Annotated in this window: 19 protein-coding genes; 9 read left to right on the forward strand and 10 right to left on the reverse strand. The window is 57.8% G+C overall.

What is annotated here, in order from left to right; genetic code table 11:
* Window positions 1-104: 104 nt before the first annotated feature.
* Window positions 105-329 carry a hypothetical protein gene (locus MKR05_RS12600; protein WP_044525039.1) on the forward strand — a complete coding sequence of 75 codons (225 nt, stop codon included), beginning with the start codon at window positions 105-107 and terminating at the stop codon, window positions 327-329.
* Here the strand turns inward: MKR05_RS12600 and mtlR are convergent.
* The 3 genes from mtlR to mtlA form a co-directional block, all read right to left on the reverse strand.
* Window positions 318-914, reverse strand: coding sequence for a mannitol operon repressor MtlR (mtlR, locus tag MKR05_RS12605; protein ID WP_002922401.1), 597 nt, complete (start codon window positions 912-914; stop codon window positions 318-320). The genes MKR05_RS12600 and mtlR overlap by 12 nt on opposite strands.
* Window positions 914-2,062 carry a mannitol-1-phosphate 5-dehydrogenase gene (gene mtlD, locus MKR05_RS12610; RefSeq protein ID WP_023291346.1) on the reverse strand — a complete coding sequence of 383 codons (1,149 nt, stop codon included), beginning with the start codon at window positions 2,060-2,062 and terminating at the stop codon, window positions 914-916. The genes mtlR and mtlD overlap by 1 nt, the downstream gene beginning before the upstream one ends.
* Window positions 2,063-2,162: 100 nt before the next feature.
* Window positions 2,163-4,070: a PTS mannitol transporter subunit IICBA gene (mtlA, locus tag MKR05_RS12615; RefSeq protein WP_023291345.1), complete on the reverse strand. Its 1,908-nt coding sequence runs from the start codon at window positions 4,068-4,070 to the stop codon at window positions 2,163-2,165.
* A 538-nt stretch (window positions 4,071-4,608) separates the two neighbouring features.
* Between mtlA and MKR05_RS12620 the strand changes: the two genes are divergently transcribed.
* From MKR05_RS12620 to selB, 5 genes are all read left to right on the forward strand, one after another.
* Entirely contained in the window at window positions 4,609-4,977 is a 369-nt protein-coding gene (locus MKR05_RS12620) for a DUF3302 domain-containing protein (RefSeq protein ID WP_032454354.1), read from the forward strand.
* Window positions 4,978-4,980: 3 nt separating this feature from the next.
* On the forward strand, window positions 4,981-6,117 hold the full coding sequence (locus MKR05_RS12625) for an HlyD family secretion protein (protein WP_023291343.1): 1,137 nt from the start codon (window positions 4,981-4,983) through the stop codon (window positions 6,115-6,117).
* A gap of 92 nt (window positions 6,118-6,209) precedes the next feature.
* Window positions 6,210-6,818: a glutathione S-transferase gene (locus MKR05_RS12630; RefSeq protein ID WP_004152043.1), complete on the forward strand. Its 609-nt coding sequence runs from the start codon at window positions 6,210-6,212 to the stop codon at window positions 6,816-6,818.
* Between the two features lie 105 nt (window positions 6,819-6,923).
* Entirely contained in the window at window positions 6,924-8,312 is a 1,389-nt protein-coding gene (gene selA / locus MKR05_RS12635; protein WP_023291342.1) for an L-seryl-tRNA(Sec) selenium transferase, read from the forward strand.
* Window positions 8,309-10,150 (forward strand): selenocysteine-specific translation elongation factor, encoded by a 1,842-nt coding sequence (gene selB / locus MKR05_RS12640; RefSeq protein ID WP_284118617.1) that lies wholly within the window; start codon window positions 8,309-8,311, stop codon window positions 10,148-10,150. The genes selA and selB overlap by 4 nt, the downstream gene beginning before the upstream one ends.
* Window positions 10,151-10,224: 74 nt before the next feature.
* Here the strand turns inward: selB and MKR05_RS12645 are convergent, their stop codons facing one another.
* The gene (locus tag MKR05_RS12645; RefSeq protein WP_072422186.1) at window positions 10,225-12,174 is read right to left on the reverse strand and encodes a glycoside hydrolase family 127 protein; all 1,950 of its coding nucleotides are present in this window, start codon (window positions 12,172-12,174) and stop codon (window positions 10,225-10,227) included.
* A gap of 9 nt (window positions 12,175-12,183) precedes the next feature.
* Window positions 12,184-13,584: an MFS transporter gene (locus MKR05_RS12650; protein ID WP_032454349.1), complete on the reverse strand. Its 1,401-nt coding sequence runs from the start codon at window positions 13,582-13,584 to the stop codon at window positions 12,184-12,186.
* 251 nt (window positions 13,585-13,835) lie between these two features.
* Between MKR05_RS12650 and MKR05_RS12655 the strand changes: the two genes are divergently transcribed.
* A complete protein-coding gene (locus tag MKR05_RS12655; RefSeq protein WP_044525031.1) occupies window positions 13,836-14,651 on the forward strand; it encodes a helix-turn-helix domain-containing protein in 816 nt (271 codons plus the stop codon).
* 110 nt (window positions 14,652-14,761) lie between these two features.
* Window positions 14,762-15,247 carry a 4Fe-4S dicluster domain-containing protein gene (locus tag MKR05_RS12660; protein WP_032454347.1) on the forward strand — a complete coding sequence of 162 codons (486 nt, stop codon included), beginning with the start codon at window positions 14,762-14,764 and terminating at the stop codon, window positions 15,245-15,247.
* Between the two features lie 42 nt (window positions 15,248-15,289).
* Here MKR05_RS12660 and avtA read toward each other — a convergent pair whose 3' ends face one another.
* On the reverse strand, window positions 15,290-16,546 hold the full coding sequence (gene avtA, locus MKR05_RS12665; protein WP_023291339.1) for a valine--pyruvate transaminase: 1,257 nt from the start codon (window positions 16,544-16,546) through the stop codon (window positions 15,290-15,292).
* A 167-nt stretch (window positions 16,547-16,713) separates the two neighbouring features.
* Window positions 16,714-18,747: an alpha-amylase gene (locus MKR05_RS12670; protein WP_101995452.1), complete on the reverse strand. Its 2,034-nt coding sequence runs from the start codon at window positions 18,745-18,747 to the stop codon at window positions 16,714-16,716.
* Window positions 18,748-19,060: 313 nt separating this feature from the next.
* Between MKR05_RS12670 and MKR05_RS12675 the strand changes: the two genes are divergently transcribed.
* Window positions 19,061-19,879: a protein bax gene (locus MKR05_RS12675; RefSeq protein WP_060589859.1), complete on the forward strand. Its 819-nt coding sequence runs from the start codon at window positions 19,061-19,063 to the stop codon at window positions 19,877-19,879.
* A 61-nt stretch (window positions 19,880-19,940) separates the two neighbouring features.
* Here MKR05_RS12675 and xylR read toward each other — a convergent pair whose 3' ends face one another.
* The 3 genes from xylR to MKR05_RS12690 form a co-directional block, all read right to left on the reverse strand.
* A complete protein-coding gene (gene xylR, locus MKR05_RS12680) occupies window positions 19,941-21,119 on the reverse strand; it encodes a D-xylose utilization transcriptional activator XylR (RefSeq protein WP_023291336.1) in 1,179 nt (392 codons plus the stop codon).
* Between the two features lie 233 nt (window positions 21,120-21,352).
* Window positions 21,353-22,534, reverse strand: a complete 1,182-nt coding sequence (gene xylH / locus MKR05_RS12685; RefSeq protein ID WP_017900029.1) for a xylose ABC transporter permease XylH — start codon at window positions 22,532-22,534, stop codon at window positions 21,353-21,355.
* Entirely contained in the window at window positions 22,512-24,053 is a 1,542-nt protein-coding gene (locus MKR05_RS12690) for a xylose ABC transporter ATP-binding protein (protein ID WP_044525029.1), read from the reverse strand. The genes xylH and MKR05_RS12690 overlap by 23 nt, the downstream gene beginning before the upstream one ends.
* Between the last annotated feature and the right edge of the window lie 9 nt (window positions 24,054-24,062).

A 24,062-nucleotide genomic window follows, 5' to 3' on the forward strand; every position in this document is an offset into this window, starting at 1 on the left:
AATTTCATTTCTGTGAAGCCTGTCGGCAGATAAGCACGTTTTCCTTAACCCACGCCGGTGAATTGGCTAATGCTTAATCAGATTATTCCCAAAAGGAGGACGTGATGGCAAAGATCGGCGACGGCGTACCACGTTTAATCGACAAAGCGGTTGATTTTATGGCTTCCAGTCAGGCGTTTATGGAGTATTTGAAAAAGTCTCCGCGGCTGCAGCATGTACCGCGAGATATCCCTCAGGATAAGGAAGCGTTGTTTCTGCAGCGTCTGGAATATTATCGTCAGCTTTACCGGCCGACCTGCGACCAGACGGCGCCGGAATCAGAGCGTTGATTTCTGGAAGGCTTTTTTTAAGCTGATTCGTGAAATCAGCTCAGTCAGGGACAACACCATCGTTGAACGCACCATCTGCTGGTAACGCAGTTTCTGCATTGCCAGCAGTTCGGCGTCGCTGTCATCAAACTGCGGCGTTGGCGGCAGGGCGGCGACGCAGTGCAGTTCGCCGAACGGACCGATAATTTCGTCGTCGGTAAAGCTGTACTCATTGCCGTCGTGATTAAGCTCTTCGCGCAGGGCCATCAGCAGCTCGGCGTCTTCATATTCGGCACGACTTATCACCCCAAGGCCATAAATCAGCTTCAGGCGTACTGAGAGATCGCCGAGCGGCCCGCTGCCCTCCAGCAAGGGCTCGACGGCGTATTTCACCGCGTAGTCGTCTTTACGGAACACCTGAAGCACCAGAATATTGACCGCTTCCGTTAACAGCTCGACGGTGGCGATCAGGAAGCTTCGTACGGTTTTGCCAGCATTCAGACGCTCAAGCACACGGTTTTCAAATGCTTGTGTTTCTTCCATCATTGCCTGCATATCTGACAGGAGTCGTAATGGGCGCGACGTCGGCCGCGCCAGGTTGTGCATCATTTTACCGCGTTATAGTCGTTAACGGCCTCCGCGACGACATCGCTTGCCGCGTCAAGGCCGGAAATCTGCGCCAGCGCGGCCTGCGGCCCTTTGTCGGCGATCAGTGTCGCCAGCTCCTGCGCCTGCGGATCGTCTTCGCTACGGAAATGCATCGCCGCCGCAATCCCTTTCACCAGATTGCGGTGCGGCAGGCCGTATTCCAGCGTACCCAGCAGCGGCTTAATTAAACGGTCGCCGGCGCTCAGTTTGCGCAGCGGCTGACGGCCTACGCGCTCGACATCGTCTTTCAGGTACGGGTTCTCGAAACGGCCAAGAATTTTCTGGATATAAGCCGCGTGCTTCTGCGGGTCAAAGGCGTAGCGTTTGATCAACACCGCGCCGCTCTCCTCCATCGCGCCCTGCACGACGGCCCGAATTTTCTCGTCGAGGATCGCGTCGCGAATCGTCTGGTGGCCCGCCAGTTTTCCGAGGTAGGCGGTTATAGCATGCCCGGTGTTCAAGGTGAAGAGCTTGCGTTCGACAAATGCCATCAGGTTATCAGTTAATTCCATTCCCGGGATGGTCGGCAGTTCGCCCTTGAACTGGGTTTTATCGACGATCCATTCGCTGAAGGTTTCCACGGTGACTTCCAGCGGGTCATGGGTAGCGGACGCCGATGGCGGCACAATACGGTCAACGGCGGAGTCGACGAAGCCGATATGGGTTTCCACCCAGGCCTTATCTTCCTCCGCCAGGGCGTTAAATACGTGGCCTTTTAACTGCGTGGTGCCGCGCACCATGTTTTCGCAGGCGATAATGTTCAGCGGGCGTTCGGTGCCCTGCGCCTTGCGCTTCGCCAGCCCTTTGGCGATGGCCGGGGCGATGCGCTCAAGAACGACGGGACCGACGGCGGTGGTCACCAGGTCGACGCTGGCGATCAACTCCACTACCTCGTCGCCAATGCTGCTGACGGCATTCACGCCGGAGACGGTATCCACCTGCTCATTTTCGCCAACGACGTGAACCTGGTAGCTATGACGGGCATTCAGGGCATCAAGTACGGTCTGATTGACATCGGCAAACGTCAGGTCGATGCCCGCGTCAGCCAGCAGTTTACCGATAAAGCCACGTCCGATATTACCTGCGCCAAAATGTAATGCTTTCATAGTATTAACCTTCAATTAATGTTTTTACCTGAGAGGGCTGGGGTGAGGCTTTTTCCCTCACCCCAACCCTCTCCCAAAGGAGAGGGTTGGATAGCGCTGATTATTTATTCAGCAGCGCCAGTACGTCGTCGACGCTGGTGGTTTTCGCCAGGCGCTCAATCACCGTTTCGTCATCCAGCGCATTGGTCAGGCTGGTAATCACCTGAATGTGCTCGTTGTTGCGGGCGGCGATGCCGATCACCAGGCGGGCAACATCGTCTTCATCTTCCCCAAAGCGCACCCCTTCCGGGTACTGGCAGAAGACGACGCCGGTTTTCAGCACGCGGTCTTTCGCTTCGATGGTGCCGTGCGGCACCGCGATGGACTCGCCGAGATAGGTCGAGGTCAGTTTTTCGCGGTCCAGCATCGCCTGCACATATTCCGGCTCGACGTAGCCGCCTTTCACCAGCTGCTCGCCGGCGAAGCGAATGGCTTCTTCTTTGGTGGCCGCTTTGCGACCGAGGAAGATGTTATCCGCACCCAGCTTGAACAGGTTTTTGTCAGTATCATCAAAGCTGTCTTTCAGGCTATCGGTGACTTTAACTTCGTTGTCGATGTGGCGCTGGGCCGCCACCAGACGCTCGGTCAGGCTGGTGTACAGACCGCTGTCGAGGAAGTTGGTCAGCGAAATATGCTGCGCCTGCGGTACCTGGCGCATGGCGCGCTCGGTCAGGTCGCGGTGGGTGATCACCAGGTCAACATCCGGCGGCAGGTTATTGATGGCGCTGTTGGTGACCGAGATGTTGCTCAGGCCGGCATCCTGCACTTTCTTGCGCAGTACCCCGGCGCCCATGGCGCTGGAGCCCATCCCGGCGTCGCAGGCGACGATGATTTTACGCACATGGCTCAGGTCGTTGGTGACATTGCCAGCCGCCAGCGGGTTGGCGCCTTTGGATTCCGCTTTCATGTCATGCATACGACGGGTTGCGGCTTCGATATCGTCTTCTTCTTTGACTTTGCTGGTCTTGAGCAGAACCGCAGAGACGACGAAGGAGACCGCCATCGCGGCGATAATGGCTGCGATGTTCGCGAAGTAGGCCCCTTTCGGCGTCATCGCCAGCACCGCCAGGATAGAGCCCGGGGAAGCCGGAGAGACCAGACCGCCGTTGAGGATGGTCAGGGTGAAGACACCGGTCATCCCGCCGAGGATAACGGCCAGGATCAGACGTGGGTTCATCAGCACGTACGGGAAGTAGATTTCATGGATACCCCCCAGGAAGTGGATGATAGCCGCCCCGCCTGCAGACTGTTTAGCGCTGCCGCGGCCAAAGAACATGTACGCCAGCAGAACGCCCATCCCCGGACCCGGGTTAGCTTCAATCAGGAAGAAGATGGATTTACCCAGCTCGTGGGACTGCTGAATACCCAGCGGCGAGAAGATACCGTGGTTGATGGCGTTATTGAGGAACAGGATTTTTGCCGGTTCCACGAAGATAGACGCCAGCGGCAGCATGTCGTGCGCCACCATGAAGTTAACGCCAGCCGCCAGAATTTTCGACAGAACTTCTACCGCCGGGCCGATGCCGAGGAAGGCGAGAATGGCGAGGATCATCCCGATGATGCCGGCGGAGAAGTTATTCACCAGCATTTCAAAACCGGATTTGATCTTACCGTCTACCCAGTTATCGAATTTCTTGATGCAGTAGCCGCCCAGCGGGCCGGCGATCATGGAGCCGAGGAACATCGGCATATCCGCGCCGACGATAACGCCCATGGTGGTGATCGCCCCGACCACGCCGCCACGTTCGCCGCCGACTAATTTACCGCCGGTGTAACCGATCAGCAGCGGCAGCAGGTAGGTGATCATCGGACCGACCAGCTTCGCCAGCGTTTCGTTTGGCAACCACCCTGTCGGAATGAAAAGCGCGGTGATGATACCCCACGCGATAAACGCGCCGATATTCGGCATCACCATATTGCTGAGAAAACGACCAAAGCTTTGCACTTTGATCTTGATATCGGATGACATAAAACACCCCTTCTTCTGTTTTGCGTATCGCGCAGGCTAAAAGCCCGAGGTTTGTTGTTAATGTGGCGGCAGAGGTAGCCGGGCCCTGATTGATAGTGCGAAATCTGGCACTGAATCGTTTAGCTGTCCAGCCAGCGCCCTTAAGTGTGATTTAGATCACATGAATATAGGGGGCTGAGAGGGTTTTGTAGTGATTGCGATCACATAATAGCTGTGTAAAAAAACAACAGACCGCCGTTTTTGCCGCTAATCTGCGTTTTTGTGTGATATTTGTCACAATTTTGTTTCGTGTTTTTGTTGTTTGTTTGTGATTTTGATCACAAAGAATTTCACGGTGGATTTTTACCGCTGTGATCTCGGCCCGGTTTTGCGGCCAGGGCGAGGCGGCGCTGTAACTAAGCAACCATGTTTGTTAAATAACTTTTTTCCGCCGGATGGCAAAAATGAAAGGGGTGAATTATGCTCAAATCAGCGGTCCGGATATCAGTGGGCCGTGATTAAAATTCATATAAATTATTAGCGTAAAGCCGAGGGAATTATGTTTCTCAATTATTTTGCGCTGGGCGTTCTGATCTTCGTTTTTCTGGTCATTTTTTATGGAATTATCATTATTCACGATATTCCTTATTTGATTGCCAAAAAACGCAACCACCCCCATTCCGATGCTATTCATGTCGCCGGATGGGTCAGTCTTTTTACGCTCCACGTCATCTGGCCGTTTTTATGGATATGGGCCACGCTGTACCAGCCTGAGCGCGGTTGGGGCATGCAGCATAAGGCGAATACGGACCCCGACGAACCTGAAAAAGAGACGGATATACAACAGCTTCGCCAACGACTGAGCGACCTTGAACATCAGGTGGCGGCCATCCAGCGGCCACAGTCCACCGCTGCGGCGGAGAAATAAACTATGGATCTGTTGATCATTTTGACCTACGTGGCCATCGCCTGGTCGATATTTAAAATCTTCAAAATACCGGTTAATAAATGGACGGTTCCCACCGCGGCGCTGGGGGGCGTATTTATTGTTAGCGCGCTTATTTTATTAATGAACTATAACCACCCTTACACCTTTCTGGCGCAAAAGGCGGTAATATCTATTCCTATTACGCCGCAGGTGACCGGGGTTGTCAGCAGCGTCACCGACAAAGCGAATCAGCGCGTCGAAAAGGGCGAGGTGTTATTTACCATTGACCCGGCGCGCTACCAGGCGCGGGTCGATCGCCTGCAGGCCGACCTGGTGACAGCGCTGCACAGTATTAACACCCTCAAGGCGCAGCTCTCTGAAGCCCAGGCCAACACCACCCGCGTGTCGGCGGAACGCGATCGCTTATACAAGGACTATCAGCGCTACCTGAAAGGCAGCCAGGCGCGGGTGAATCCGTTCTCGGAAAGCGACATCGATAACGCCAGGCAGAATTATCTGGCCCAGGACGCGCTGGTCAAGGCGTCGGTGGCGGAGCAGGCGCAGATCCAGAGCCAGCTGGATAGCATGATCAACGGCGAACAGTCGCAAGTGGCCAGCCTGCGCGCCCAGCTGGCGGAGGCGAAATATAATCTCGATCAGACCACTGTGCGGGCGCCCAGCGATGGGTATATCACTCAGGTGTTGATCCGTCCGGGGACCTACGCCGCCTCGCTGCCGCTGCGGCCGGTGATGGTGTTTATCCCCGAGCAAAAACGGCTGATCGTCGCCCAGTTCAGGCAAAATTCGCTGTTAAGGCTGGAGAAAGGCGACGACGCGGAAGCGGTGTTTAATGCCCTGCCCGGACAGGTGTTCCACGGTAAACTGGTGAGCATTTTACCGGTGGTGCCCGGGGGGACCTATCAGGCGCAGGGGGCGTTGCAGTCGCTGACCGTGACGCCGGGCAGCGATGGCGTGCTGGCGACCATCGAGCTCGATCCGAATGCCGAAATTGATGCGCTACCCGATGGCATCTACGCTCAGGTGGCGGTCTACTCCGACCATTTCGCCCACGTTTCGGTGATGCGTAAAGTGCTGCTGCGCATGACCAGCTGGATGCACTACCTCTATCTCGATCATTAATGCGATCGGCGGCAGGTTGAGCGGGATGCTCACCTGCCTTTTACCTCGCCCTGAGCCATACTCATATCTTTGTTGGCGATAAGGAGCAGGCTATGAAACTGATCGGCAGCTACACCAGTCCCTTTGTGCGCAAAATATCGGTGATCCTGCTGGAAAAGCGCATCCCTTTTGAGTTTGTCAACGAATCCCCCTACAGCGAAAGCAACGGCGTGGCGCGCTATAACCCGCTGGGCAAGGTGCCGGCGCTGGTGACGGATGACGGCGAATGCTGGTTTGACTCCCCGGTTATCGCCCAGTATCTCGAGCTGCTGGGCGTGGCGCCGCCGATGATCCCCGCCGATCCCAGAGCCGCTCTCAGGATGCGCCAGCTAGAGGCGCTGGCGGATGGGGTGATGGAGGCCGCCCAGGCGCTGGTGCGCGAAAAGGCTCGCCCCGCGGCCCAACAGTCAGAGCAAGAGCTGCTCCGCCAGCGGGAGAAAGTGGCGCGCGGCCTCGACAGGCTGGAAGCCTGCGCGGCGGACGGGACGCTGCGCGGCGACGAGGTCAATCTGGCGACCATCTCCACGGCCTGCGCCATCGCCTACCTGAACTTTCGCCGGGTGGCGCCGGGCTGGTGCGCCACCCGGCCGCAGCTGGTGAAGCTGGTGGATGCGCTGTTCCAGCGCGCCAGCTTTGCGCGCACCGAACCGCCGCGGACTTGACCCAGACAGGTAACAGTTTGCGCAAGGAGGCGTTACAATCGCCGCTGATTGTTGACTCCCTCTCCCGTCGGGAGGGGGGAAAATAACTTACCGCCAGGCCCATTGATGACTACCGAAATTCGTGCGCTTTATACCCGGCTTCCGGCCATTGACCGCTTACTCCGCGACCCCGCTTTTTCCTCCCTGCTGACGCAGCACGGCCATTCGCAGGTGGTGACGCAACTGCGCCAGATGCTGGACGAGGCGCGGGAACAGATCCGCCAGTGTCAGACACTGCCTGACTGGAGCCATGACTGGCTGAGCGCCTGCGCGCAGCGGCTGACCGCCAGAAGGCAGAGCGCCCTGCGTCCGGTGTTTAATCTCACCGGTACGGTGCTGCACACCAATCTCGGGCGCGCCATCCAGGCTGAGGCGGCGGTGGAGGCGGTCGCCAGCGCGATGCGCGCGCCGGTGACGCTCGAATATGATCTCGACGACGCCGGGCGTGGCCATCGCGATCGCGCCATTGCCGATCTGCTGTGCCAGATCACCGGCGCGGAAGATGCCTGTATCGTGAACAACAACGCGGCGGCCGTTCTGCTGATGCTGGCGGCTACCGCCAGCGGCAGGGAGGTGGTGGTCTCCCGCGGCGAGCTGGTGGAGATCGGCGGGGCGTTCCGCATCCCCGACGTGATGCGCCAGGCGGGTTGTCAGCTGCACGAAGTGGGCACCACCAACCGCACCCATGCCAAAGACTATCGCCAGGCGGTGAATGACAATACCGCCCTGCTGATGAAGGTCCACACCAGCAACTACAGCATTGAAGGCTTTACCAAAGCCGTCGACGAAGCGGAGCTGGCGGTCATCGGCCGCGAGCTGGACGTCCCGGTGGTGGCCGACCTGGGGAGCGGGTCGCTGGTGGATCTCAGTCAGTATGGCCTGCCCAAGGAGCCGATGCCGCAGGAGATGATCGCCGCCGGGGTGAGCCTGGTCAGTTTCTCCGGCGACAAACTGCTTGGCGGCCCGCAGGCCGGAATTATCGTCGGCAAACGCGCGCTGATTGCCCGCCTGCAAAGCCATCCGCTGAAGCGGGCCCTGCGCGCGGATAAAATGACCCTCGCGGCGCTGGAAGCCACGCTGCGCCTCTATCAGCATCCGGAAGCGCTGCGGGACACCTTACCGACGCTGCGCCTGCTCACCCGCCCGGCGGACGAAATCCGCCGGCAGGCCGAACGTCTGCAGCCTGCCCTGGCGGCACACTATGCTGATTTTGCCGTCAACGTGGCAGCCTGCCAGTCGCAGATTGGCAGCGGCTCGTTACCTGTCGACCGTCTGCCTGGCGCGGCGTTGACCTTTACCCCGCATGACGGCCGCGGCAGCCGGCTGGAGGCGCTGGCGGCCCGCTGGCGCGCGCTGCCGTGCCCGGTGATTGGCCGCATTTATGACGGTCGGCTCTGGCTGGACCTGCGCTGTCTGGAAGATGAAACCCGGTTTATGGAGATGTTGTTACGATGATTATTGCCACCGCTGGACATGTTGACCACGGCAAAACGACGCTGCTGCAGGCGATAACCGGCGTAAATGCCGATCGTCTGCCGGAAGAGAAAGCGCGGGGAATGACGATCGATCTCGGCTATGCCTACTGGCCGCAGCCGGACGGGCGGGTGCTGGGATTTATTGACGTGCCCGGGCACGAAAAGTTTTTGTCCAACATGCTGGCGGGGGTGGGAGGGATCGACCATGCGCTGCTGGTGGTGGCCTGCGATGACGGCGTGATGGCGCAAACCCGCGAACACCTGGCGATCCTGCAGCTGACCGGAAAGCCGACGCTGACGGTAGCGCTCACCAAGACGGACCGCGTGGCGGCCGCCAGGGTGGCGGAGGTTCAGGCGGAGGTCGAGCAGACCCTGCGCGAACTGGGCTTTGACGCCGCCGCTTTCTTCCCCACCGCGGCGGTGGATAACATCGGTATTGCCGAACTGCGCAGCCATCTGCTGCAGCTTGCGGAGCGCCCCCATCCACAGCAGCGGCGTTTTCGCCTGGCGCTGGATCGCGCCTTTACCGTCAAAGGGGCGGGGCTGGTGGTCACCGGGACGGCGCTCTCCGGCGGAGTTCGGGTCGGGGATACTTTGTGGCTCACCGGCGTCAACACGCCGATGCGCGTCCGCGGCCTGCATGCCCAGAATCAAGCGGTTGAGCAGGCGCACGCCGGGCAGCGCATTGCGCTGAATATTGTCGGCGATGCGCAGAAAGAGGCATTGCACCGCGGTGACTGGCTGCTCTCCTCACCGCCGCCGGAGCCTGCAGAGCGGGTGATTGTCGAACTGCAGTGCCATACGCCGCTCAGCCAGTGGCAGCCGCTGCATATTCACCACGCTGCCAGCCACATCACCGGCCGGGTGTCGCTCCTGGAGGGCGGCCTGGCGGAGCTGGTGCTGGATACTCCGCTGTGGCTGGCGGATAACGACCGGCTGGTGCTCCGCGATATCTCCGCTCGCTTAACGCTGGCCGGCGCACGGGTGGTGACGCTGGATCCCCCGCGCCGCGGCAAGCGTAAACCGGAGTATCTGCAGTGGCTTCACGCCCTGGCGGCGGTCGGCGCTGACGATGCGCAGGCCCTGGAGCTGCATCTGCAGCGGGACGCCGTCCGGCTTGAGCGCTTCGCCTGGGCGCGGCAGCTGAGTGAAGCCGGAATGGCGGCCTTGATCCAGCGACCGGACTATCTGCAGGCCGGACAGCGCCTGCTGAGTGCGCCGCTTGCCGCCCGCTGGCAGCGAAAATTGCTGGATGCCCTGGCGCGCTACCATGAGCAGCATCGCGACGAGCCGGGCCCTGGCCGGGAGCGCCTGCGCCGCATCGCGCTGCCGATGGAAGAGGAAGCGCTGGTGCTGCTGCTGATTGAGCAGATGCGCGAGAGCGGATTAGTCCACAGCCATCACGGCTGGCTGCATCTGCCCGAGCATAAAGCCGGGTTTACCGACGAGCAGCAGGCGGTCTGGCGGAAGGTGGAGACCCTGTTCGGCGATGATCCCTGGTGGGTGCGCGATCTCGCGCGCGAAGTCCATGTTGAAGAGTCCCTGATGCGAGCGGTGCTGCGCCAGGCGGCGCAGCAGGGGATGATTACCGCGATCGTCAAAGATCGTTACTACCGCAACGATCGCATTGTGCAGTTCGCCCAGCGGGTGCGCGAGCTGGATCAGCTGCGCGGCTCAACCTGCGCGGCGGATTTTCGCGATACCTTAAACGTAGGGCGGAAGCTGGCGATCCAGATCCTCGAGTATTTCGATCGGATTGGCTACACCCGCCGTCGCGGCAACGATCATATCCTGCGCGATAAGGCATTGTTTCTCTAATCGTTAACGCCTGCTCCCCGGCGGACAGCGAACGGTGTGTTGCCGGGGAAGAGGGGGTCGCGTTGTGCCTGGCCTTATTCGGCTTCCCGAACCCAGATACGCATTTCGCCTTCTCCGCGGTTTGCCCAGCTAAACCAGGGAATAAAGGTCAACGTCTGTGAATGGGGGGTGGCCAGAGGGTGATCGTAGCTCCACAGCTTCTGCACATCGGCGTTTTCTGCATGTTTTCTGTAGCCTGGGGCCTGAATCAACATTTTGTGAGCAAACAGCCCCTTTCCTTCAAACACCGTGAACCTGGCATCGCGTGGCAGCAGTAGGTTATGCAGCGCCTCACCGTTATCAGCTTGTTCAAGACAATAAACCAATGGACCGCGTTGCAGCGCCACCTGGCCTGCCTGGTGGCGAACCAGCGGATTACCATATACCCGGCGAACCGGCATCGGCAACGTTAGCATCAGAGTGTCGCCTTCCTGCCAGAGATGTTGGATATGCAGATAGCCCTGGCGTATATCCTGCGTGACCGGCGCGCCGTTCAGGGTGAGCTGTGCCCCCTCGCACCAGTCCGGGAGACGCAGCGCCAGCGTATGGTTCAATGCTGACGGAGACTCGATGACAATTTTGACCTGTTCCTGCCAGGGATAGTCACCGCTGATACGCAGACGTAACGTCTTTTCTCCTACCGGGATCTCAGCCTGATTACCGACGTAGAGATTGATATACAACGCCTCTTCGCGTGGCGTATAGATATAATGTCCCAGCGAGGTCAGGAGACGAGCGATATTCGGTGGGCAACAGGCACAGCCGAACCAGCGCTGACGAACAGGCTTAACATGGTCATAAATATGATTGAATTTTAAAGCCTTGGGCTGCACTTCCAGTGGGTTGACGTAGAAGAAATGTTTACCGTCCAGCGCCATACCGCCCAGAACGGTATTGTAAAGCGCGCGCTCCATCACATCAGCATATTGGCTGTCGGCTTCCAGTTCCAGCATGCGGCGCGCGAACATCATCAGCCCGATAGAGGCGCAGCTTTCCGCATAAACGGTATCATTCGGCAGATCGTAATCGCTGCTGAAGGCTTCCCCGCTGCTCTGTGAGCCAATGCCGCCCGTAATATACAACTGACGCTGGACCATGTTTTTCCATAACCGCAGGCAGTCCTGGCGTTTGCCTTCGTTCTTGCTCAGGCGTGCAAGGTGCGCTACGCCGGCCATTAAATAAACAAAGCGAACCGCGTGACCCACAGCGGTGGTCTGTTCGGCAAGCGGCAAATGCGCCTGGCTGTAGGGTTTATCCATCACCATCCACGCCGGCCCATAGGTATTCCAGAAGGAGGTTTTGCCGCGTTTTTCATATTCGATGTCATAGAAATGCGGCTGTGTCCCACGCTGTTCAACGAAGTAATTAGCCAGCGCCATATAGCGTGGTTCCTGAGTCACATCGTACAAACGCATTAACGCCAGCTCTATTTCAGGGTGTCCCGGGTAGCCGTGCAGCTGATTGCCGTCCGGACCAAAGACGCTGTCGATATGATCGGCGAGGCGACATACCACCTCCAGCAGGCGGCGTTTACTGGTTGCCTGGAAGAATGCCACCCCAGCCTCAATCAAGTGACCGGCACAGTACAATTCGTGGCATTCGGCGAGATTAGTCCAGCGTTCCCCGGGCGCTTTCACCGTAAAATAGGTGTTCAGATAACCATCTTCACATTGCGCGGCGGCAATCAGCTCAATCACCTCGTCGGCGGTTTTTTCCAGTTCCGCATCTGGCTTCTGACACAATGACCAGGCGACTGCCTCCAGCCATTTCGCCACATCGCTGTCCTGGAACACCATTCCGTAGAATTCCCCTGCCTGCTGACCTGCGGCGATACGGAAGTTTTCTATCGCATGGCTGGGTTCAGCCTCGGCGATCCGGTCATTGAGGGCATCCCACTGATAGGGAATGACGACATCACGCACCAGTTGCTGATACTGACCCAGAAACGGATCGTTAACTTTCAGTTTGTGCAGATCGACTTCCATGATTTCTCCTTAAGACTGAATGTGACGTGCGCGCAGATCGGTTGCAATGCGCGACATCATGGGATTGTTGAGCTTACAGGCGCGGATAGCGAAGGCCAGCAACAGATGGAACAGCGCGGGCAGCAGGGTTTCCATCGCCGTGATCCCCGATAGTGAGGATGGAGTCTGGTTGCTGGCGCCGGGTTGATAAGCAACGTAGATAAATACCAGGCTGATAATGCCCGCACTGGAGGCCCATGCCAGCTTGATAAAGAACAGGTTGAAAGCAAAGTTCATCCCTGACGAACGGACACCCGTCTTCCATTCACCATAATCATCAGAGAAGGCCATCAACGAAAAATGCAGCGGTAGGGTAAAGCCCAGGATGATGCCATTGCCGAGAATGACCGCCAGCCATAGCGTTTGCCAGGACGGACCGGTTGGCAGGAACCACATCCCCACCGCCAGTAAGGCCAATACCAGATTGGTGTAGTAATAGAGCTTGACGGTATCAACGTGGCGCGACAGCCAATTGACGATCGCGGCGCCCAGAATCGAGGAAAAGGTGACCATGGTGAAAAACAGCGATGTATAGCCAGTAGAGCCGCCCAGTACATAGGTAATAAAGTACATGTAGCCGCCACCGCGAATGTTAAACACGTTGATCAACAGGAATGACATCGCCAGCATGAGTAACAACTGATCGTTTTTACGCAGACCGGCGATATGTTCGCGCAGGGTGAATTTGCCGAGCATCTCCAGGGAAACACGCTCACGTACCCAGAAAAAGCAGCACAAAAACATCACCGCCGCGATGGCGCAGAGTACGCCGACACCATACTGATAACCCTGGGCGGTATTCCCCTGACCGAGCGCTTTAACCAACCACGGCAGGCCCACGGAGACCAGGAATCCTGCCACGCCGCACAGTACAAAGCGCCATGCCTGGCAGGATATCACCTCGCTATGGCGAGTGGTCATCGTATTAATGAGCGCGCAGTAGGGGACGTTAATCGCGGTATAGCTGACTGAAAGCAGCAGGTAAGTGCCGAAGGCCCAGGCGATTTTTACCCCCATGCCGGCATCCGGCACGGTAAAGGTCAGCACCCCGATCGCTGCAATAGGAACCGCAATCCATAGCTGCCAGGGGCGAAAACGTCCCCATCGGCTTTGGGTCCGATCGGCGAGGACGCCCATGATCGGATCGGAAATAGCATCAAACACGCGCAGCGCAAGGAACAGAGTACCGACCAGCGCCGGGGTGAGCCCAAAGACGTCAGTATAGAAAAAAGTGAGAAAGTTCATGATCAGGCAGGTGATGACCGTTCCACCGGCGTCGCCCAGACCATAGCCTATTTTTTCACGGAGAGATAATTTGGCGTCCTGCACGTGCTTCGTGAGGTCGCTTGTCGTAATCGGAGCCGTAGTCATAAATAACTCCCGAAGATGATGTTCAGAATTATTCCGCTGTCTGACCGGCGGACATTTTTTGTCTTTTGCAAATACATTAATTATTTTGCACCGAATAAACGAGGCAACAAGGGAAGGGAAAAGTATAAAAAGAGGACGATTCCGACTTCGTCATAAAAGTGTGATTCCGATCCGGAAAGGCGTTAATTTATGATTAATAATCAGTTGGAAAGAGATTTTTTATCGTTTCGTTAGCGGAAAATTAAATATATATGCTTGAATTATCCATGCCTCTCCCGATTCGCGTACAAAATGGCGGCTTATTTATTTCCCGTGGCGTCGGCAGTCATCCGGCGCGTAAACTGCAGTCCTGGGAAATTATTTTTGTCGAAAAGGGGACGTTAACGATTTGCGAGGAGGGTGAAATATTTAACGTTAATGCAGGGGAGAGTTTACTGCTGTGGCCAGAACGTTCTCATGTTGGGGTGGGGGAATTTCCCGCCGACCTGAAATTTTATTGGCTGCATTTTGAAGTACTGACGGAGAGTGTCCGGTCTCTGCCGCCTGCGCTGCTTAACGTTCCGCAACATACCCGCGTCAGCGATCCACAATACATTATTTCGCTGTTTCGCCAGTTTCTTCGTGAACAGGAGAATATTCACCGCAGCCTGGCGCTGGAGCTCCTGTTATTGCTGATACTGCAGCAGATTGCCGCGGCGGCAAGCGAAAAACCGGACGACAGTCCCGGCGCTGCGCTGGCCTGGAAAGCGCAGCAGATCATCCATACCCGTTACCACTTGCCTGTTTCAGCATCGACACTGGCGAAAGAGCTGCACTGTAATGCGGACTATTTAGGACGCGTCTATCGTCACGTTTTTCGCGTGACGTTGACCGAAGCGCTGCATCGTCAGCGGGTCAGAGCGGCGGAAAAGCTATTGATCAGTGATTCACTGTCGTTGACCGAAGTCGCGAGCCAGTGCGGCTTTAATGACGTCGGTTATTTTCGCAAGATCTTTCGCAAGCACACCAGCCTCACGCCTGCAGCCTGGAAGCGCCGCTACTGTAAGGAGCACATTAATTCAGCGTAATGAAAAATCACTTGTGCTAGTGACTAAAAACAGCGCTGATTCCATTCAGGATCAAAGCGCGGGCAGGGATTATTCTGGCACCCTGCGGTTTTATCCCCAGGGAGCAGAGGATGAACCGGTTTCTTATTGCCAATGCCCAGCAGTGTATTGGCTGTCGTACCTGTGAAGTGGCCTGCGCGGTGGCGCACCAGCAGGCGCAGGACGTCTCCATGCTGTCGACAGGCCATTTCACACCGCGTATCCGGGTGGTGAAAAGCGGCGAGATATCAACGGCGACGGCCTGTCGGCAGTGCGAGGATGCGCCTTGCGCCAGCGTCTGCCCGCAGGGGGCGATTCGTCGGGAGGAGGACGTTTGGTGGGTCGATCAGCGCCGCTGCATCGGCTGTAAAAGCTGCATGGTGGCCTGCCCGTACGGCGCAATGACCGTCACGGTGGTGAACCAGCAGGCGCAGGCGCTGAAATGCGATTTATGCCACCACCGCGCCGAGGGGCCGGCCTGCGTAGCCGCCTGCCCGACGCAGGCGCTGCGGGTGATGGCTCCCGCGGAGCTGGAGGCGCTATGCGCGCAAAAACGCCAGCGGCTGGCGCTGGCGTGAGCGGGTCCGCTAACGGGCGTTAGCCGTCAGCGGCGTCAGGGATTAGGCTTCCTGTTCGCGCCAGGCGAATTCAACCTCTTCGGCGAGAATTTTCACCCCGGCCTCGATTTTTTGCGGGTCCGGCACATAGTTCATGCGCATGCACTGGTGAGTATGCGGCCACGGTTTATCGAGTCCCGGGAAGAAGAAATCCCCCGGCACCATCAGCACGCCGCGCTTTTTCAGCCGCTGATACAGCAGCTCGGTGGAGATCGGCAGATCCTTAAACCACAGCCAGAGGAAGATCGCCCCCTCCGGTTTGTGAATAAGGCAGCGCTCCTCCGGCAGATAGCGGCGAATAATGGCGATGGTCTCCTGCACCCGCTGGTAATAGAAGGGTTTGATCACTGTCTCTGACAGGCGCAGCAGATCCTGACGTTTAATCATTTCACACATCATTGCCGGCCCGATACCGCCGGGCGCGAGGCTGATAATGCCGTTCATGTTGCTGATGGCGGTGATGATTTTCTCGTTGGCGATGATAATCCCGCAGCGGCTGCCCGGCAGGCCCAGCTTGGACAGGCTCATACACAGCACGATGTTCGGATTCCACAGCGGTCGGGCGTCGCTGAAAATAATGCCCGGGAACGGCACGCCGTAGGCGTTATCAATCACCAGCGGGACCCCATGCTGATTCGCCAGCGCATCCAGTTTGATCAGCTCTTCATCAGTGATGACGTTGCCGGTCGGGTTGGTGGGACGCGAGACGCAGATCATCCCGGTCTCTTCCGTCACCTGCAGATGCTCAAAATCAACGTGGTACTTGAACTGGCCTTCCGGCAGCAGTTCGATATTCGGCCGGGTGGCAACGAACAGATCCTCTTCCAGGCCGGCATCGGCATAGCCGATATATTCCGGCGTCAGCGGGAACAGCACCTTACGGGTGGTGCCATCTGCCCGACGGCCTGCGAACAGATTAAACAAGTAGAAAAATGCGCTCTGACTGCCGTTTGTTAGCGCAATATTCTGTGGTTCGATCTCCCAGCCCAGCTCGTCGCGCAGCATCTTCGCCAGCAGGCTCAGCAGCTCGCTTTTGCCCTGCGGACCATCATAATTACAAAGCGCATCAAGGGCTTTGCCATTATCCAGCATGTCGGAGAGCAGCTGCTGGAAGTAGTCATTCATCTCCGGGATCTGAGCGGGGTTGCCGCCGCCCAGCATAATAGCGCCCGGCGTGCGCAGACCGTCATTAAGGTCTTCCATCAGGCGGGTAATGCCTGAATGACGGGTGAATTTGTCGCCGAAAAGGGAAAATGTCATCGCGAATCGTCTGTCGGTGGTTCTGGAAAGTGGCTAACCATAACGCCAGCGCCAGCGTGGTGCAAATCGAAGGGAAGGGGGATGTTTTTGTTTTTATCCTGTGAATCGATCTTTTATCAGCGTATTGTGCTGACTGGCTCCCCGCCGGGCAGGGAGCCACTCCTGCTTTACTGCTGTTGTCCGGCCCAGATGACCATCACTTTGTCTTCACCGCTCTCGCGCACGAATCCGTAACCCCGCGGCATTGACAGCGTTGTCTGTTTGCCCATACCGATCGCCGGATGGCGCGCGCGGAACTGGCCGATCTTCTGCCAGTGGGTAACGCTGCGGGCCGCTTTACCGTTGACATCCTGCCAGTTCATCTCTGAACGGGTGCCCTGCAGCGGGTCCGAGCCGGTGGGGCCGAACGGGCGCGACGACTCGTCACCATAGAAGATCTGCACGGCGCCAGGGGCCAGCAGCAACAGCTCTGCCGCCGTGGTGCCGCCTTCGCGGAACAGGCGCGTATCGTGCGAGGAGAGGTAGCTCAGGACGTTAAAGCTCTGCAGCTTGTCCGCCATTTGCTGCCAGGTGAGGTCAATGTTGGCCATGCAGTTAGCCGCTTTCGCCGCCTGGTCCTGGTAATCGAAATTGATCATCGCATCAAAACCGTGGCGATAGTAATCGCTCTCCATCACCCCGTGTCCCCAGGCTTCGCCGGTCATCCAGAACGGCGCCGCATCCAGCGCTTTATCCGGATTGGCTTTCTTCCACTCCGCCAGCGCGGCGGTGGCCTGGGTTTTTAACTGCTGCCAGGCGTCCATCTCCACATGTTTAGCGGTATCGACGCGGAAGCCGTCGATGCCGTAGTCACGCACCCACTGGCTCAGCCAGTGCGTCAGGTAGTCGCGCGGCGTATAGCCCGGGATCGCTTTCGCCGCAGTGTCCGGTTTATGGCTGTAGAAGTTCGGCAGGCCCGACGCCTCCTTCGATTCGGTTTTCAGATCCGGCAGGAAGGCCAGCGACATGGTGAGATCGTCATAGCCCGGGTTGTCGTAATCGCCGATATCGGTGCGGATCCACTTCTTGCCCCACCATTTCTCCCACCCGGCTTTATCGCTGAAGTTGATATAGTCGTTAAAGCTGTGCCAGGTCTGGCCCGCGCCAGGCTTCCAGTCCGTCCAGCGCTCGCCGAGGGTTTTTTTCAGCTCATCCCCTTGCAGATACAGAGAGCCGAACTGGAACTCCTGCATGTCGGCCAGGGTGGCGTAACCGGTATGGTTCATCACCACGTCGAACAGAATACGTATTCCGCGCTTATGCGCTTCATCCACCAGCCGACGGAGATCGGCTTCGGTCCCCATATTGGCGTCCAGTTTCGACCAATCCTGGGTGTAATAGCCGTGGTAGGCGTAGTGTGGGAAATCGCCTTTCGTCCCGCCGCCGACCCAGCCGTGGATCTGCTCGAGCGGGGAGCTGATCCACAGGGCATTGACCCCCATCTGCTGCAGATAATCCAGCTTGCTGGTTAATCCCTGCAGGTCGCCGCCGTGGAAGGTGCCGATCTCCTGCATGCCGTCTTTGTGTCGGCCATAGCTATTGTCGTTGGCCGGATTACCGTTCACGAAGCGGTCGGTCAGGACGAAGTAGACGGTGGCGTTGTGCCAGTCGAACGGCGCCGGCGCGGCCGTCTCGGCGCGCTCGAGCAGCAGCAGACCATTGCTGCCGAAGGCGGGCTGCAGCGTGATTTTGCCGCCGCTGACGGTCGCGACATTGCCGCTGTAGAAATCGCGAACTTTGCTGCCCTCCGGGAAGGTTTTACTAACGTCGAGGGTGAGAGGTTTTCCATCCCACTTCGGACACTGGCGGATCTGCGGCGTCGCGGCGCTGGCCTCTTTTTCTTCCAGCGAAATCATCATCGTCGGCGTGCCGGAGCGGGTATCCACTTCCAGGGTATACAGACCCTGGCGGAAGACGCGCCATTGCGGCGGCGTGCCGCGACAGGGTTCCATGGAGAGCATCTGGTTGAGCTTAATGCCGCCGGAAGGCTGCCAGCACTGTTGGTCAAAATTTAGCTGCAGGGGACGTGTACCCTTCTCAACCACTTTCTGGCTGATGAAGCGACCCGTCCCTTCTTCGGTAAAAGCAGGGAAGTCGGCGGTAGTCCAGGCGGCAAAGGCCATCCCAGGCACGAATAACGTGGCAAGCGCAGCGAGTTTCATTGCGGGATCCTTGAGCGGTTTTTAGCTAGTGTGCCTTGTTGCCGCGCGAGTGAACTCCTCCCGGCGGACGTTTTACCAGGAGGATGAAAAGGGGTGAGTGACACCGCTCAAAAAATAGGCTAAAAATGAGACGAAGCTAGCATTTTCGCGCTAGCGATGCGGCGCAGAAACCGATTTCAGATGACAGCAATTCGGAATTGGACTATTTCTGTTGATGCTCTCAGTGCGTATTTTTGATACTATTAGCGATTCAGCTATCGTTTTTTTGTGAAAAACAAGGTGTTGGAATGCATATATCCGACCAGGAGACCTGATGATATCGAATCCCATACGACGATATGGGGCCGCCATACTTATGTTACTAACCTGCGTCTTTTCAGGTAGTGTGTTGGCAACAACGCACACAGCAACAAAGAGTCATAAAGCCCCAACGGTTAAGAAGATAAGTAGTACTAAGGTAAGCAGTAAACAAGAGTATTCTCGCAATAGTGTAAAGAGCAGTTCACTTCCTGACTTGCGAAAATACCCTTCCGGAACACCAAGGAAAAAAGCGTTTCTCCGGACGGTCATGCCTTATATTACCAAGCAGAATCAGGCGATTACTGCGGATCGTAACTGGCTTGTATCCAAGCAGTACGATGCTCGCTGGTCGCCGAGCGAAAAGGCGCGCCTGAAAGACATCGCGACACGTTATAAGGTGAAGTGGTCAGGCAATACGCGTCATGTGCCCTGGAACACGCTACTTGAGCGTGTCGACATTATTCCGAACAGCATGGTCGCGACCATGGCGGCGGCGGAAAGTGGCTGGGGTACTTCCAAGCTGGCGCGTGAGAACAACAATCTGTTCGGCATGAAGTGCGGCGCTGGTCGCTGCCGCGGCGCGATGAAAGGCTACTCGCAGTTTGAGTCGGTGGAGCAGTCGGTGCAGGCTTACGTCACAAACCTGAACACTCACCCGGCCTATTCCTCTTTCCGCAAATCGCGCCTGCAGCTGCGCAAGGCGGATCAGGAAGTAACGGCCAGTACCATGATTCATAAGCTGAAGGGCTATTCGACCAGAGGGTCGAGCTACAACAACTATCTCTTCGCGATGTATCAGGATAACCAGCGGTTAATTGCCGCGCACATGTAATGTGCTTATCTACGTGATTATTCATGCCCGGCGCGCAAGCCCGGGCATTTTTCTTTGCTCTCTACATCATGACTTCGCTGTGCCGGTCACGGTACTCCTTCGGCGTCACGTCGTACTCTTTCTTAAACACCGAATAGAAATATTGCAGCGACGGGTAGCCGCACATCTGTGAAATTTCATTGATCGACAGGCTGGTGGACACCAGCAGGCTGCGCGCCTTTTCCAGTTTCTCGCTGTGGATCACCGTGTGGATGGTCTCCCCGACCTCCTCTTTAAAGCGTTTCTCCAGGTTGGAACGTGAAATGCCGACGGCGTCGAGCACCTGCTCCACCTTGATGCCTTTACAGGCGTTGTTGCGAATGTAATGCATCGCCTGAATCACGGACGGATCGTTTAACGACCGGTAGTCGGTGGAACGTCGTTCAACGACGCGCATCGGCGGGATCAGCTGGCGCTGCAGCGGGAGCGCCTCGTTATTCAGCAGCCGGTGGAGCAATTTTGCCGCCTGATAACCCATCTGGCGGGTGCCCTGGGCGACGGAGGAGAGGGCGACGCGCGAGAGGTAGCGGGTCAGCTCCTCATTATCGATGCCAATAACGCACAGTTTCTCGGGCACCGGGATATGCAGCAGCTCGCAGGCCTGCAGGACGTGGCGGGCGCGCGCGTCAGTGACGGCGATAATGCCGGTTTGCGGCGGCAGCGTTTGCAGCCAGTCGGCGAGCCGGTTTTGCGCGTGCTGCCAGTTTTCCGGCGCCGTCTCCAGCCCCTGGTAGACCACGCCGCGGTACTTCTCCTTCGCCACCAGCTGGCAGAAGGCATACTCGCGCTCTACCGCCCAGCGTTTACCGCTGGAGGTGGGCAGTCCGTAAAACGCGAAGCGGTGTACCCCTTTTTCCTTCAGATGAAGAAAGGCGCTTTCCACCAGCGCGGTGTTGTCCGTGGCGATATAGTGGACCGGCGGGTACTGCTCTGGCTGATGATAAGAGCCGCCGACGCCGACGATGGGGACGTTGACATCGGCCAGTAGCTTTTCGATTTCGGGATCGTCATAGTCGGCGATAACGCCATCGCCTAACCACTCTTTGATGTTTTCGATTCGTGCCCGAAAATCCTCTTCAATAAAGATATCCCACTCCAGCTGAGAGGCCTGCAGATACTCGCCGACACCCTCAACCACCTGGCGGTCATAAGCTTTGTTGGCGTTAAATAACAGCGTAATACGGTGACGCTTTTCAAACATAGATGATGTTCCTGCTCTAACCCCGGTCATACCCCTTCATTCATGATGTTGCCGATGGCCTGGCTTTCTCATTCACCCCAGCCACGTACGCGATACGCGGCTGGGATGCGCCGTCTGCAACCCGAATGCTGTTGGGTATACACTACCGGCTAATGCCCGAGATATTTCAAGCGCCTTATGGCGAAGTTTGGTGGTAGCGCAAAGAATTCAGACATTCTTCAGAGAGCGCTTCCTTACGCGCGCCGCTTGGTGGCGGAGTCCATCCACACCGCCAGCAGCAAAATGGCGCCTTTGACGATATATTGCCAGAAGGTGGCAACGTCCATCATGCTCATGCCGTTATCCAGGGCCGACATAATAAACGCCCCCATTACCGCCCCGGCGACACTGCCGATACCGCCCGCCAGGCTGGTACCGCCGATGACGCAGGCGGCGATGGCGTCCAGTTCGGCGATGTTGCCCGCCGAGGGGGAGCCCGCGCCAAGGCGCGAGCTGAGGATCAGTCCGGCAATGGCGACCATCAGGCCGTTAATGGCAAACACCGCCAGCTTGGTACGCTCGACGTTAATCCCGGACAGGCGTGCCGCCTCCAGGTTGCCGCCGATGGCGTAGATGCGGCGGCCAAAGGCGGTGCGAGTGGCCATGAACAGGCCTGCCAGCAGCAGGGCGGCGAGGATCAGTACCGGCGTCGGCACGCCGCGATAGTCATTGAGCAGCCAGATTGCGCCCAGCACAATCACCGCGGTAATGGCCTGGCGGCCAACGGCCGCGGTGGAGGACGCGGTCGCCAGACCTAACGCCTGACGGCGCATTCGTCCGCGCCACTGCCAGATAATGAACGCCGCCATGCCGACAACGCCGATGCCAAAGCCAATGCCATCTGGCAGGTAGCTTTGGCCGATCTGCGCCATCGCCGGGCTGGTGGGCGAGACGGTGGTCCCGTTGGTGATGCCGATCAGAATGCCGCGAAACGCCAGCATCCCGGCGAGGGTGACGATAAACGAGGGGACCTTGCGATAGGCCACCCACCATCCGTTCCACGCGCCGAGCAGCAGCCCCATCACCAGCGTCACCAGAATGGTGAGCGGCAGCGGCCAGCCGAGCCAGACGTCAAAGATCGCCGCGGCGCCGCCCAACAGCCCCATCATCGAGCCGACGGAGAGGTCGATTTCTGCCGAAATAATCACAAACACCATGCCGACGGCGAGGATGCCGGTGATGGCCGTCTGGCGCAGCAGGTTGGAGATATTGCGCGCGCTCAGGTAGGCGCCATCGGTAACCCAGGTGAAAAACAGCATAATGACGACGATCGCGGCGATCATCACGAAGACCTGGAGGTTCAGCCCCTTCAGCGCCGGCAGGGCGGTGGGGGCGGTTGGGGTAAGTTTGATTTCAGACGACGTGTTCTTCGACATGGCGTTCGCTCCTCAGCGCGGCTTCCATCACCTGTTCCTGGGTCAGATGTTGATTAACCAAATTGGCTTTTAGCCTGCCTTCGTGCATGACCAGCACCCGATCGCTAAGACCAAGCACCTCGGGCAGTTCGGATGAAATGACAATGACCGCGATGCCCTGCTGCACCAGCTGGTTAATTAGTTTATAAATTTCATACTTCGCCCCGATATCGATGCCGCGGGTGGGTTCGTCGAGGATCAGAATGCGTGGATTCAGCAGCAGGCAGCGGGCCAGAATCGCCTTTTGCTGGTTGCCGCCGCTCAGGCGGCCAATCGCCAGCTCCGGCGAGGAGGTTTTAATTTTCAATCGCTGAATGGACTGCTCAATACAGTGCTGCTCGGCGGCGTCGTCAAGGCTGCTCATCGCGCCGGTGAACTGGCTGAGCGCCGCCAGGGTAATGTTCTTACCCACCGCCATCACCGGCACGATGCCGTCTTTTTTGCGGTCTTCCGGCACCATGGCGATACCGTGGCCAATGGCCTGCTGACAGTTAGTGATGCTGACCGGCTGGCCATCAATGAAGATCTCCCCCTGCCAGCGCCCCGGCCAGACACCGAACAGGCACTGCACCGCCTCGGTCCGTCCGGCGCCGACCAGCCCGGCGATGCCGAGGATCTCCCCGCGATGCAGGGAAAACGAGACGTCGTTGACCCGTTTAATATGACGGTTTACCGGGTGCCAGGCGGTTAAATGTTCGACCCGCAGGATCTCCTCGCCGTGGGCGTGCGGTTCGCTGGGATAGAGCGCGGTGAGCTCCCGGCCAACCATCATGGTGATGATGTCGTCTTCGCTCATGCCGCTGGCGTCGCGGGTGCCGATATGCTGGCCATCGCGGATCACGCAGATCGTATCGGAGATCGCTTTGACCTCATTGAGCTTGTGCGAAATATAGATGCAGGCGATATCGTGGTTTTGCAGATCGCGAACGATCGCCAGCAGCGTCGCGGTCTCTTGTTCGGTTAAGGAGGCGGTTGGTTCGTCGAGGATCAGCAGGCGCACCTGTTTATTCAGCGCCTTGGCGATCTCCACCAGCTGCTGCTGACCGAGGCCGAGGTCGCCGACGCGGGTGTCGGGCGAAATGGGCAGATTGACCTGCGCCAGCAGCTTCTGGCAGCGCAGCGTCATGGTTTCATAATCCAGCAGGCCGTGGCGGGATATTTCGGCGCCGAGGAAAATGTTCTCCAGCACGGTGAGATGTTTCACCAGCGCCAGCTCCTGATGAATAATGGCGATGCCTTTGCGTTCGGTATCGCGAATATGGTTTGCCTGCAGCGTTTCGCCGGCAAAAATAATCTCGCCCTCATAGCTTCCGTGCGGATAGATACCGCACAGCACCTTCATCAGCGTCGATTTTCCCGAACCATTTTCACCGCATAACGACACCACCTCGCCAGCGTTCAGGCGCAGGCTGACATTATCCACGGCCTTAACGGCGCCGAAGGTTTTGGTGATGTTCTTCATTTCGAGTAGCCAGGCCATAAAGACTCC

It is taken from the genome of Klebsiella sp. K5-204, from assembly GCF_030128585.1.
GTDB classification, from domain to species: Bacteria; Pseudomonadota; Gammaproteobacteria; order Enterobacterales; family Enterobacteriaceae; genus Klebsiella; species Klebsiella quasipneumoniae.